Origin of the sequence: Pseudomonas mercuritolerans (assembly GCF_025706525.1) — a bacterium.
Lineage (GTDB): Bacteria > Pseudomonadota > Gammaproteobacteria > Pseudomonadales > Pseudomonadaceae > Aquipseudomonas > Aquipseudomonas mercuritolerans.
This window is the reverse complement of record NZ_JAMSHA010000001.1, coordinates 36,861-48,552: the sequence shown is the minus strand read 5'-3', so window position 1 is coordinate 48,552 and position 11,692 is coordinate 36,861. Positions and strand designations below refer to the sequence as shown.

The window sequence follows — 11,692 nt, the reverse complement described above, 5'->3', positions numbered from 1 at the left end:
ACTTCATGCGCTAGCTATCGATCGCCGAAGTGATAGAGAACGGATGTGCACTAGTGTTTACGTGGCACAGAGCGCATCGCGATTTCTTTCAAACTCTCTGAACCGCTCAAGGTCAATCCTTGTAACGGTCACGTCATTCACATCAGAGGTGAAGGAATGGATAACTACCACATCAGTAAAAACCAGCAGCGCTGGGAACTGGTCAAAGAGGGCGCGCAGCGTGCGTCGAAAACGGCTGCGACCAAAGCCGAGATCACCCAAATTGCCAGCGACTATCTGCAGGACAAAACCGCCTCGCTGAAAATCCATAAAGAAGACGGGACGATCCAGGAAGAACGCACCTTTCCGCGCGCAGCCGACCCGCGAAAAACCAAAGGCTGAGCAGGCTGTTCTTTTCTGTGTTCATCGTTTCTTCAGAAGGGTCTGATTTATGGTCATTGCATGTCTGGGATGGGGCTCGCTGATCTGGAAGCCGGACGGTTTGCCCTTGGCAAGCGAATGGTTCGCGGACGGGCCGCAGATCCCGATCGACTTCGTTCGCGTCAGTGACACTGGCGAGTTGACTACAGCCATAAGCGCGAACGCGCCGCCGTGCAAAGTGCTGTGGTCGGTCCTGGACGTGACCGATCTCGATCAGGCCCGCGAACTCCTGCGTATTCGAGAAGGCGTGCCGGAGGGCAGGGAGGATGGCATCGGCAGCTTCACCCTCGGTCCCTCGGCGATGGGCGTGCTTGCTGAATGGGCAATTCCTCGGCAACTCGATGCGGTGATCTGGACGGCGCTGCCCGGCAGATTCAAGAACATTGAAGGCCTGGTGCCGAATGTCGACGACGCAGTTTCTTATCTGGCCGGGTTGAGCGGCGCGGCGCACGAACAAGCGCGCGACTATATCGAACAGGTGCCGGCGCAGATCGACACGCCGTATCGCCGTGAAATCATTGCCAGGCTTGGGTGGAAATGATGAGCACCCGTAGCCAGGCGCAGATTGCCGCGATCTTCGATCAGCTGTTGGCACTGCGAGAAAGTGTGGACATTCTCCAGCACGTGGAGAGCGCCAGCGTCGAGTCGCTGCGTGGCCATCAGACCGTGGACGCTCCCGAGTCGCTGGATCTGGTGTTTCAAAAGCTGCAAGAAGACATCGCCAGCATGGAGGAAACGTTGGCGACGATTGCCGAGGCGACCGGGGACGTGCCGAAGTTGTGAGGGTGTCGCGGGGCTGGCATGCAGAGATGATGTGGCTGGTCTGGCGCCTTCGCGAGCAGGCTCGCTCCCACAATTGATTCGTGAATCGATTGATTTCCGGGGTCTGACGCAAAATCCTGTGGGAGCGAGCCTGCTCGCGAAAGCGCTGGGTCAGCCTTGCCATCAATTCACTGACTTGACGCCTTCGCGAGCAGGCTCGCTCCCACAATTGATTCGTGAATCGATTGATTTCCGGGGTCTGACGCAAATCCCTGTGGGAGCGAGCCTGCTCGCGAAAGCGCTGGATCTGGCACTTACTCTGTTGGATGTGCCGACGTTATCGCGAGCAGGCTCGCTCCTACAGCGGGGCTGGATCTCTCCACGCGCAACGCATCCACCACCAGTGAAAACGCCGGCGACGGTTGGCGGCGGCTGGGGTAGTAGAGGTGGAAGCCGCCGAACGGTTCGCACCAGTCTTCCAGCACTCTGACCAAACGCCCTTCGGCCAGATGCGCACCGAACTCGTCTTCAGGCAGGTAGGCAATTCCCAATCCGTTCACGGCCGCGTCGGTGATGTGCACGGTGGAGTTGAACACCAGTTGGCCGTCGACCCGCACTTTCAGCTTTTTGCCCTGACGCTCGAATTCCCAGGCATCGACACCGTCGTAGGTCGGAAATCGAATGTCGATGCAGCGGTGCGCCGCCAGATCGCGCGGATGTTGCGGGGCGGGGTGCCGGGCAAAGTAGTCGGGCGAGGCGACGACGGCCATGCGCAGCGGCGGGCCGATCGGTACGGCGATCATGTCCTGGGCGACGGTATCGCTGAAACGCACGCCGGCATCGAAGCGATCGGCAACGATGTCGCGGAAACCGTAGTTGATATCGAACTCGAGCTTGATGTCCGGGTACTGCAGCAGCAGCGGAGTCAGTTTGGGCAGCAGAGTGGTCTTGATGATGTTGTCGCCGCAGGTGATGCGCACCGTACCGGCAGGCTTGTCGCGCAACTCGGTCAGCGCGTCCAGCTCGGCTTCGATCTCATCGAAACGATGGCCCACGGTGTGCAGCAAGCGTTCGCCGGCCGCCGTCAGTGACACGCTGCGTGTGGTGCGGGTCAGCAGGCGAATTTTCAGACGCGCTTCCAGCGCCGAGACTACCTGGCTCACCGCCGATTGCGTCACGCCCAGTTGCACCGCCGCGCGGGTGAAACTGCCGGTGCGGGCCACGGTGACGAAGGCGAGCAGGTCATTGAAGTTGGGTTTAGCCATGGCGTGACGCTCGGGTTTATTGATTAGCAGCGTTTATAACCGCATTAAGCACTCATTAGCTAATCAAAGCCTCGCGCCTGCGCAACAATACCTCCATCCCGGCCTCGCCTGGTTTCTCGATCAAGGACGCCCCCATGAAACGACTGTTCATACTGCTCGGGTTTCTCCTGAGTTCATTTACTGCATTCGGAGCTGACATGTCCCACGGTGCCGACAATTTCTTCAAAAGCGAAAAGGTGACCGTGCAGAAGGTCAGCTTCAAAAATCAATATCAACTCACCGTGGTCGGCAATCTCTTTGTCCCCAAAGGGCTCGACCCGGAAGCGCGCAGCGCGGCGATAATCGTTGGCCATCCGATGGGCGCGGTAAAGGAGCAGAGCGCCAATCTGTATGCGCAGAAACTGGCGGAGCAGGGCTTTGTCACCCTGTCGCTGGAATTGTCGTTCTGGGGCGAAAGCGAGGGCGCGCCCCGCAACGCGGTGTTGCCGGACATGTATGCCGAAGACTTCAGCGCGGCCGTCGATTACCTCGGCACACGGCCATTCATCGACCGCGAGCGCATCGGCGTGTTGGGCATCTGCGGTAGCGGCAGCTTCGTGATCAGCGCGGCGAAAATCGACCCGCGCATGAAAGCCATCGCCACGGTCAGCATGTACGACATGGGCGCGGCCAACCGTGATGGCCTCAAGCACTCGCAAAGCCTTGCGCAGCGCAAGCAGATCATTGCGCAAGCGGCAGAGCAGCGTTACGCCGAGTTCACTGGCGGCAAGGTCGCATACACCGGCGGCACGGTGCTGGAACTGAAGGCCGACACCCATCCGATCCAGCGTGAATTCTTCGATTTCTACCGCACCCCGCGCGGCGAATTCACCCCGGCCAGCTCGACGCCGCAACAGACCACGCGTCCGACGCTGAGCAGCAACACCAAGTTCATGAACTTCTATCCGTTCGTCGATATCGAGAGCATCTCGCCGCGTCCGATGTTGTTTATTGCCGGTGCAGACGCGCACTCCCGTGAGTTCAGCGAAGAGGCGTTCCGGTTGGCGGGGCAGCCGAAAGAACTGGTGATCGTGCCGAATGCCGGCCATGTCGATCTGTACGACCGGGTCGAGCTGATTCCTTTTGCCAAGCTGACGCAGTTCTTCAAGAGCAACCTGAAGTAACTTTCAACGCGACGGAGCAAAGCGATGCGGACTTTTGCCAACGGCTGGAAGGGATTCGTACTGATGGCATGGCTGCCCGTTGCTCTGTCTGCACCGACCGCTATGGAGGCCAGCACGATGTGGATGACCGTCGGGGAACAGCGTTTTGCCATTGCTCTTGAGGACAACCCGAGCACTCGGCAATTGCTCACGCGATTGCCGCTGAGCCTGGACATGGCTGACCTGCACGGCAATGAAAAATACGCCACCGTGCAGCCGCCATTGCCCACCCAGCCCTACCGGCCGGGCACGATCCACAACGGCGATTTCCTTTTGTATGGCGACGATACGTTGGTGGTCTTCTATAAAACCTTCGATTCGTCCTACCGCTATTCGCGTCTTGGCCGCATCGAACGCCCGCAGGACTTGGCCGAAGTCTTGGGGCGCGGCGATGTGCGGGTGACGTTCACTCTGCATGAGTGAGGAGAGTCATTGATGAACCAGAAATCGTTAAATCAAGGGCGTCTTTTGCGCATTGTGGCCCTCGGCTGCGCGGTCCTTGCCAGTTCAGCCTGCGTGAATCCCCTCTGCGCCAATCCTTCCCGATCACCGGAGAAACCGATCATGAAAGAACAGCCTCTGACGCTTAGACAACTGGCGATCGCCCCGATTGCCGCCAACGCTGCCATCGGCGACATGCCGCGTTTGCACGACGCACTCAATCGTGGTCTCGATGCCGGGCTGAGCATCAGCGAAACCAGGGAAGTTCTGGTGCAGCTGTACGCCTACGCCGGGTTCCCGCGCAGCCTTAACGCCTTGTCATTGCTGATGAAGGTTTTGCAGGAACGCGCCGCGCGGGGCATCGAAGACGTGCCGGGACGCGAGCCGGGTCCGGTTCCGTCGGGATATGCGCTCACCGAACTCGGCACCGACAATCAGACCCGCCTGGTCGGCGCGCCAGTGTCCGGCCCACTGTTCGAATTCGCCCCGGCGATCGATCAGTTTCTGAAAGTGCATCTGTTCGGCGACATCTTTGCCCGCGACAATCTGACATGGACGGATCGGGAACTGGCGACTGTCGGCGCGCTGGCGGCAATGGCTGGGGTCGAGTCGCAACTGGAGTCGCATTTGAAGATCAGTCTGAATGTGGGACTGACGGTTGAGCAGTTGCGGCAAGTGGCGCGGGAATTGGAGGCGCGTGGGGATTTGCAGGCTGCTGAGCGGGTGGGCGCGGGGCTGGGGAAATTGGGGGGCTGAAGTCGACGGGGATACCAGTACCATTATTTCTCACCAATGACTGAACCTGGTTGCTGCATCTCCAAGAACGCCGCCTTATTTTCACGAAGCGGCGGCTTGGGGCATGTTGAGCGCAAACCGTCTATGTGCTCCATCAGGCTATCGGGAATGCTCTGCCACATCGGATCGAGAATGAAGTCCACACCTTCTCGCCTTGCCATTTTTGCCGCTGGAACAAAGTCTGCGTCGCCTGCTATCAACACTATCTGATCGACCTGCTGTTTAAAGGACAGCGACGCGACATCAATGCCGATCCGCATATCGACACCTTTTTGACGGGTCTCAATACTGACGTCATTTTCCATAAGGTCAGTCATCTGGATTTTGCCTTTCAACAGCTCAGCGATTTTTGCGGGTTTGATGGTCCATCTGACATCCTTCGACAAATGTCCAAGTCGTAACGCCAGCTTACGTTTACTTCGCAGTCTGGAGTGCAGCTCTTTGCGAAATGCCGCCTCCCTGGACCTGGAAAAATCCACAGCTTTTTTGCTTATTGGGTTGTGCTGTTTGGTGTCCAGTGGGGGGCAGTCATAAAAGAAGATACGGTAAAGCTCTTTCCTGGCTCGTTGTCGTAGCTCTCGAATGGCGCCCGTTGGACGGGTCAAGGTTTTATTGAGGAGGTGGGCGGTTGCCCATCGATGGACCAGATCGGCCGCGCGTTCAGCGTTGAAGGCGTTTTGAGGTTCGATTCGTCGAAAGCGTTTGATGAAAAAGGCGCCATCGACTAACACCGCAGTGGGCATGTTTTTTACCTAAAAAAACGCCCAAGGGTTTGGCACGTTCTGGATGATTAGAACGGCGTACTGCCTTGGGCGGGATGGGAGCAGATTAGGTAGGAGTGACGGATACGTCAACAACACCTTTTTCGTCTGACCTGTTTGCACAAAGTCGAATGTGCCCAGCGCTTTCAACTCTCAGGTGGCGACGGGGAAACGATAAATTGCGGAGGGTAAGCGGGCAAGACAGCGACTTCCGTAAGATTTGTAGGCAAAAGCGCTGTGTCTCGTAGGCTCGGTTATCCGTGAGCGGGCGAGCGCGGTGTTGGGCAGAAATCCGGGGGGGGGGGCACATAATGAGAGCGGCTCTGTTACGGCGATTCTCGTCTTCAGCGCTGGCGCCGACTCGCTCCCGGTGAGTTTCCTGTTATCCGCTTGAACGCACGACTGAACGCCGCTTGGGAGGTGTAGCCCAAGCGCTGCGCCACTTCTTCGATTGGCAGTCTTTCCAGCGTCAGCCACTGACTGGCCAGGCGCATGCGCAGTTCGGTGGCGTAGCGCAGCGGCGGGGTGCCGAGGGTGGTCTGGAAGCGTTCGGCGAAGACCGAGCGTGAGGTGTTGCACAGCGTTGCGAGTTCGGCGACGCTCCAGTCGCGCCCCGGTTGTTGGTGCAGGGCCAGCAAGGCCTGCGCCAGGCGAGGGTCGCGCAGGGCGGCGACGAGACCGGAGGCATTGCCGCAAGCGCATTCGACCCAGCCGCGAACAATCATTGCCGCCACTACGTCGGCAAGGCGCGCGAGAATGCCGGCGAAGCCAATGCGCGCTGCGCTGACTTCGCGTTCCATGGTCGCAAGGATTGGCATAAGTCCCGGATAACGCTGGCCGCCGGCGTCGATCAGCATAAGACCCGGCATCAGCCGACCGAGGCCTTGCAGGCTGCCGAGTTCGAACTCCATACAGCCACTAAAGAGTAGGGCGCTATCGGGCGAATCGGCGCTTTGCCCGACCTGCACCGCGCAGACCGTGTCGCCGAGCGGTGCGGCGACGGCGCTGTCAATGTCCTGCACCTCGGCGCCCGGGTGTGACAGCAACTGGTGCGCGGCACCATGAGCAATGAATACCGCATTGCCTGCTGACAACTCGTACAGGCTGCCGTCCTCCAGTCGCAATACCGTCGATCCAGCGGCGACGAAGTGGAAATACGCATGGCCGGGCTTGTCGCTGAAACCCAGACCATACGGCGGACCAGCGTGGATCCGCCGATATTGCACGCCACGCAGACGCATGCTGCGCAGCAATTCAGTGATCAGGTCTGATGACAGTGCAAAGGGATCGGTGCTGCTCATGTTCGGGGTTTCGATCAAAAGTTCAAGACTGCGCATCATAGATCATCCGGGTTGTCGCCAATAGACTGCCCTCTCGAAATGTCCGAGGGGGTCTTGAAATGAATGAACGTGTAGGTGATGGGCGAACTGAAGGGGGGCCGCTGGTGCCTGCTTGGATGGCGGTGTTTTCGCTGGCGATGGGCGTGTTTGGTCTGCTCACGGCGGAATATCTGCCGGCCAGCCTGCTGACGCCGATGGCGCTCGATCTCGGCGTCAGCGAAGCGCTGGCCGGGCAAGCGGTGACGGTGACTGCGGTGGTGGCGCTGTTTGCCGGATTGCTCGTACCTGGATTGACGCGCAGTCTTGATCGGCGCCTGGTCTTGCTCGGTTTCTCGGTACTGATGATCGCGTCGAATCTGCTGGTGGCGTTGTCGTCCAGCCTCGCGGTGTTGCTGATCATGCGCATTCTTTTGGGCATAGCTCTGGGCGGATTCTGGAGCATGGCGGCGGCCGTGGCGATGCGCCTGGTGCCGGCGGCGCTGCTGCCACGGGCGCTGTCGATTATCTTCAGCGGGATCGCCGTGGGGACCGTGGTCGCGGTGCCATTGGGCAGTTATCTCGGCGGTCAGTTTGGCTGGCGCAGTGCGTTTTTCGCAGCTGCGGCGGTTGGCGTGGTGACGCTGGTCTTTCAAATGTTCACGCTACCGAGTCTGGCGCCGCATCGTCCGTCACGCCTGCGCACGGTGCTCGAGGTGTTGCTGCGACCGGGCATTGCCATCGGCATGTTCGGCTGCGTATTGGTGCACACCGGCCACTTCGCGTTATTCACCTACATCAGGCCATTTCTGGAAAGCACCACCGGCGTCGGCCCGCAGACGCTAGCACTGATGCTCCTTGGTTTCGGCGTGGCGAACTTTGGCGGCACGCTGTTAGCCGGCTGGCTGTTGCAGCGCAATCCAAGGACAACGTTGGTGCTGATGCCGGTGTTGGTGGGCGTTGCTGCTCTGGCGTTGGTCGGGTTACCGGCCTCGGTCACCGGGCAGGCGTTGCTCTTGGCGCTGTGGGGGATGGCTTTCGGTGGTGTGCCGGTCGCATGGTCGAACTGGGTAGCGCGCTCGATACCCGATCAGGCCGAAAGCGCGGGCGGCATGGTTGTGGCGTCCGTGCAGTCGGCAATTGCCGCAGGCGCCGCCGCTGGCGGTTCGGTGTTCAGTTTCAGCGGTATCAATGGCGTGTTTGTAGCGGCTGGAATTCTGATGTTACTGGCCGCGCTGCTGATTGCACTGAAGGTCAATGTCGATGTGCCGGAGCCGGGTTCGGCGCCGGTGGCACCGGTGCATTTGTGATTTGATCAATCCGCCTTACGCGTGACGGCAATGTCCCAGGTTTGCATGACCTGAGTGATAGCAGCATCAATGTTATCCAGCGCGGTGTTGTCTCTGGCGAGGATGGATATGCCCTGCAGGAAACTGTCGAATACCGTCGCCATCGCCGCCGCACTTGTGCCGCTGGCCAGCTCGTCGGCATTCACAGCGCGTTCGACGCAGGCTTGAATGCCGGCACGGGTGCGCTGCCTTGAGTGGGTCAGGGCTTGCGCCACATGGGCGGTTTCCGGGCTCGGTGCGCTCATGACGCCGAGGGTAACCATGCAGCCCTTGGGGTGTGTGTCGTCGCACTGCATGCGTGCCGACTGGCGCAAAGCGGTCTCGATCGCCTGGCGTGGTGGCAGGCTGTCGTCCCACAGGCACTCGGTGACTTGCGCATAGGTGGTTAAATAACGCTGCACGCATTCATCGAACAACGCTTCCTTGGAACCGAACGCGGCGTAGAAGCTAGGTGCAGAGATACCGCCACCCAGGCCTGCCTTCAATTGGGCCAGCGATGTCGCGTCGTAGCCGTGTTGCCAGAACAGTTGCAAAGCCTGATCGACGGCGTCGTCGCGATCAAACTGACGGGGGCGACCGGTTCTCGCCATGACCTGACTCCTCATTGATTTAATATAAAGACTAGTCGATACAGAAATTGTTGACAACGCTGCGCATGCACCCTCAGGATCTAGATCGATCGGTATTTAAATCTGAGTCGGTTTTTCGAGGAGCTTCCAGTGACACCTTCAATCACGTTAACGGCTACGCCAAAAGGTCTGCCCATCGGCGCTTTGCTGGCGCTGGCCATGACTGGCTTCATCTGCATCGTCACCGAAACCCTGCCGGCGGGCCTGTTGCCGTTGATCAGTGAAGGCCTGGCGATTTCGCCGTCCATGGCCGGGCAAATGGTTACCGCGTACGCATTGGGTTCCGTACTGGCGGTGATCCCGATGACCATCGCCACCCGGGGCTGGCGGCGCCGCAACGTGCTGCTGCTGACGATTGTCGGTTTCCTGCTGTTCAATTCGATTACCGCGCTGTCGTCGCACTACGGCGTTACGCTGGTCGCGCGGTTCTTCGCCGGGGTTGCAGCGGGTTTGGCATGGAGTCTGTTGGCCGGCTATGCGCGACGCATGGTTGAGCCCGAACAGCAGGGCAAGGCGTTGGCACTGGCGATGGTCGGCACACCGATTGCGCTGTCGCTGGGCGTGCCTCTGGGTACGTGGCTCGGTGGGCTGGTCGGTTGGCGCACTACATTCGGCCTGATGTCGGCGCTGACCTTGGTACTGATCGTCTGGGTGCTGGTGAAAGTGCCCGACTACCCGCCGCAGCCGGCCCATCAACGCCTATCGCTGAGCAAAGTCTTGACTACCCCGGGCGTGCGTCCTGTGCTTGCAGTGGTGATCAGCTGGATGCTGGCGCACAACATTCTCTACACCTATATCGCTCCGTTCGTGGCGCCGGCGGGCATGGCCGAGCGGGTGGATGTGGTGTTGTTGATCTTCGGCATCGCCGCGCTGGTCGGGATATGGCTGACGGCGAAGCTGGTCGAGCCGCTGCTGCGTTCGACGGTTCTGCTGAGTTTGGCGACCTTTGCCGCCGTCTGCGTGGCGCTGGGATTTGGCGGAGGCAGCCCAGAGGTGATTTATCTCGGCGTGGCGGCATGGGGTTTAACCTTTGGCGGCGCGGCGACGCTGTTGCAAACGGCGCTGGCTGATGCGGCGGGCGACGGAGCGGATGTCGCCTTGTCGTTGAACGTAGTGGCGTGGAACAGCGCGATCGCTGGCAGCGGTGTCGTCGGCGGCGTGCTGCTCGATCAGTGGGGCGTTACCTCATTTCCGTGGGCCATGCTGGCACTGGTCGCTATCGCCTTCGCCATTGCCTGGGGTGCCCGGGCCCACGGTTTCAAGTCGGGCCCGCGCTCTGTAGAAGCTTCGGTGGTGGCGGGGCATTGAACCCCGCCAGCAGTTTCTTCAACCGCGCTTCGGCAGTTTCCAGTTAGGCCGGATGAAATGGCAGGTGTAGCCGTTCGGAATCCGCTCCAGGTAATCCTGATGCTCGGGTTCCGCTTCCCAGAACGGGCCGGCCGGTTCGATTTCCGTAACCACTCGGCCCGGCCACAATTTCGATGCGTCGACATCGGCGGCGGTGTCCTCAGCGACGGCGCGCTGCTCGTCGTTCAGGTAGTAGATCGCCGAGCGGTAGCTCGGGCCAAGATCGTTGCCCTGACGGTTAGGCGTGCTCGGGTCGTGGATCTGGAAGAAGAACTCGAGGATCTGCCGGTAGCTGATCACGGCCGGATCGAATTCAATCTCGATGGCTTCGGCGTGGTTGCCGTGGTTGCGATAGGTCGCATTCGGCACATCGCCGCCGGTGTAACCGACGCGGGTTTTCAGCACACCCGGGTAGCGGCGCAATAAATCCTGCATGCCCCAGAAGCAGCCGCCGGCGAGAATGGCAGTTTCGGTTTGAGTGGTCATGGTGTGTGCTTCCTCTCGAGACGATGGGGGTATACCCACTGTTATGAGGGCGGGTTGAGAGAATCCAAGGTTACGCTTATCAGAATCGACCATTGGCCTGCTGATCAAGCGGCCTGCAGGCGACTGTCAACCAAAGCCAAAGAACGAACGCAGCTTGCTCGGTGACTTGCGCTCGTAGAATGGTTTGGTCTCCCTGAGGAAGTAATCACTCAGCCCGGCTTGTCCCGTCAACACGCGGCAAAAGTCAACCGGCCCGCCATCAGGAGCCGTGTCCCCAGCGACATTGCCGGCCTCGCGCATGACCTGCTCGATATCGCCATCCGCTTCGATGCCCACGATCAGGTGCGGTTTTTCATCAATCGAGGGGTCGTGCATCAGCGCCAGGAACGCGCGTTTCACATTGGCGTGTTTGGCAAGCAGTTGCGAGAGCGAATGGACCATCGTCGATGGGTAGTCCGAAGGCTGTCCAAGCAACACGTTGGTTTCTTTTTCAACGGTACGCTGCGTGGCGGGCCGGCCGATTTCGCCTGAGAGCAGGCGTTGCACTTCCTCCGGAAGGAATTCCTTGCCGTACGGCGACTTCGGATTCAGAAAGAGCAGCGCGCCCAGCGTGATTTCGAACAATGATCGGGCCGGTATCTCCACATAGCTCTGCTCGCTGTCGATGGATTGTTGCAGCGTTGGCAGCGAGGAGAAGAACGGAATGACCGGCGTGCCATCGGGCTTCTGCCAATGGGCGATGCTGATATTGCTGCCGGCTTCGAGATTGACATGACCTTGCGCCGCACCGGCGGTGCCGAGGATATAGACAGTGGAATCCAGCAGGTGCGATAGAAGTCAGGGCGATGCGCGGGTTCGTCCGCGGCCAGCCGGAGTGATGTTTCCAATGGGTTTTCTTGGGAAGTATCCATGAGGTCAG

General features: G+C 59.8%; 14 protein-coding genes. 8 read left to right on the top strand and 6 right to left on the bottom strand.

What is annotated here, in order from left to right; translation table 11 throughout:
- Positions 1-156: 156 nt before the first annotated feature.
- From ND528_RS00220 to ND528_RS00210, 3 genes are read left to right on the top strand one after another with little or no spacing between them, the layout of a single operon-like run.
- Positions 157-381 carry a DUF2188 domain-containing protein gene (locus tag ND528_RS00220; RefSeq protein ID WP_039758787.1) on the top strand — a complete coding sequence of 75 codons (225 nt, stop codon included), beginning with the start codon at positions 157-159 and terminating at the stop codon, positions 379-381.
- Between the two features lie 49 nt (positions 382-430).
- Positions 431-961 (top strand): hypothetical protein, encoded by a 531-nt coding sequence (locus ND528_RS00215; RefSeq protein ID WP_212616139.1) that lies wholly within the window; start codon positions 431-433, stop codon positions 959-961.
- Positions 961-1,203 carry a hypothetical protein gene (locus ND528_RS00210; protein WP_122507439.1) on the top strand — a complete coding sequence of 81 codons (243 nt, stop codon included), beginning with the start codon at positions 961-963 and terminating at the stop codon, positions 1,201-1,203. Before ND528_RS00215 ends, ND528_RS00210 begins: the two co-directional genes overlap by 1 nt.
- Positions 1,204-1,496: 293 nt before the next feature.
- Here the strand turns inward: ND528_RS00210 and ND528_RS00205 are convergent, their stop codons facing one another.
- A complete protein-coding gene (locus tag ND528_RS00205; RefSeq protein ID WP_212616140.1) occupies positions 1,497-2,447 on the bottom strand; it encodes a LysR family transcriptional regulator in 951 nt (316 codons plus the stop codon).
- A gap of 134 nt (positions 2,448-2,581) precedes the next feature.
- Here ND528_RS00205 and ND528_RS00200 point away from each other — a divergent pair, with 134 nt between their 5' ends.
- From ND528_RS00200 to ND528_RS00190, 3 genes are all read left to right on the top strand, one after another.
- Complete coding sequence (locus tag ND528_RS00200; protein WP_263469298.1) at positions 2,582-3,610, top strand: alpha/beta hydrolase; 1,029 nt, start codon at positions 2,582-2,584, stop codon at positions 3,608-3,610.
- A 24-nt stretch (positions 3,611-3,634) separates the two neighbouring features.
- Positions 3,635-4,072 carry a cyclophilin-like fold protein gene (locus ND528_RS00195; RefSeq protein WP_241662941.1) on the top strand — a complete coding sequence of 146 codons (438 nt, stop codon included), beginning with the start codon at positions 3,635-3,637 and terminating at the stop codon, positions 4,070-4,072.
- A gap of 141 nt (positions 4,073-4,213) precedes the next feature.
- On the top strand, positions 4,214-4,846 hold the full coding sequence (locus ND528_RS00190; RefSeq protein ID WP_241669478.1) for a carboxymuconolactone decarboxylase family protein: 633 nt from the start codon (positions 4,214-4,216) through the stop codon (positions 4,844-4,846).
- A gap of 23 nt (positions 4,847-4,869) precedes the next feature.
- Here ND528_RS00190 and ND528_RS00185 read toward each other — a convergent pair whose 3' ends face one another.
- Together ND528_RS00185 and ND528_RS00180 are read right to left on the bottom strand one after the other, a co-directional pair.
- A complete protein-coding gene (locus tag ND528_RS00185; protein ID WP_052269086.1) occupies positions 4,870-5,628 on the bottom strand; it encodes an NYN domain-containing protein in 759 nt (252 codons plus the stop codon).
- A gap of 362 nt (positions 5,629-5,990) precedes the next feature.
- Complete coding sequence (locus tag ND528_RS00180; protein ID WP_408005019.1) at positions 5,991-6,986, bottom strand: AraC family transcriptional regulator; 996 nt, start codon at positions 6,984-6,986, stop codon at positions 5,991-5,993.
- A gap of 59 nt (positions 6,987-7,045) precedes the next feature.
- Between ND528_RS00180 and ND528_RS00175 the strand changes: the two genes are divergently transcribed.
- Entirely contained in the window at positions 7,046-8,272 is a 1,227-nt protein-coding gene (locus ND528_RS00175; RefSeq protein ID WP_130912175.1) for an MFS transporter, read from the top strand.
- 5 nt (positions 8,273-8,277) lie between these two features.
- On the opposite strand, the gene ND528_RS00170 is transcribed toward ND528_RS00175, so the two are convergent.
- Positions 8,278-8,901, bottom strand: a complete 624-nt coding sequence (locus ND528_RS00170; protein ID WP_016774418.1) for a TetR/AcrR family transcriptional regulator — start codon at positions 8,899-8,901, stop codon at positions 8,278-8,280.
- 129 nt (positions 8,902-9,030) lie between these two features.
- Between ND528_RS00170 and ND528_RS00165 the strand changes: the two genes are divergently transcribed.
- Entirely contained in the window at positions 9,031-10,248 is a 1,218-nt protein-coding gene (locus ND528_RS00165) for an MFS transporter (RefSeq protein WP_263469296.1), read from the top strand.
- Between the two features lie 18 nt (positions 10,249-10,266).
- Here the strand turns inward: ND528_RS00165 and msrA are convergent, their stop codons facing one another.
- Both msrA and ND528_RS00155 read right to left on the bottom strand, forming a co-directional pair.
- A complete protein-coding gene (gene msrA, locus ND528_RS00160; protein WP_016774420.1) occupies positions 10,267-10,773 on the bottom strand; it encodes a peptide-methionine (S)-S-oxide reductase MsrA in 507 nt (168 codons plus the stop codon).
- Positions 10,774-10,899: 126 nt separating this feature from the next.
- Complete coding sequence (locus ND528_RS00155) at positions 10,900-11,577, bottom strand: enhanced serine sensitivity protein SseB C-terminal domain-containing protein (RefSeq protein ID WP_263469791.1); 678 nt, start codon at positions 11,575-11,577, stop codon at positions 10,900-10,902.
- Positions 11,578-11,692: the final 115 nt, after the last annotated feature.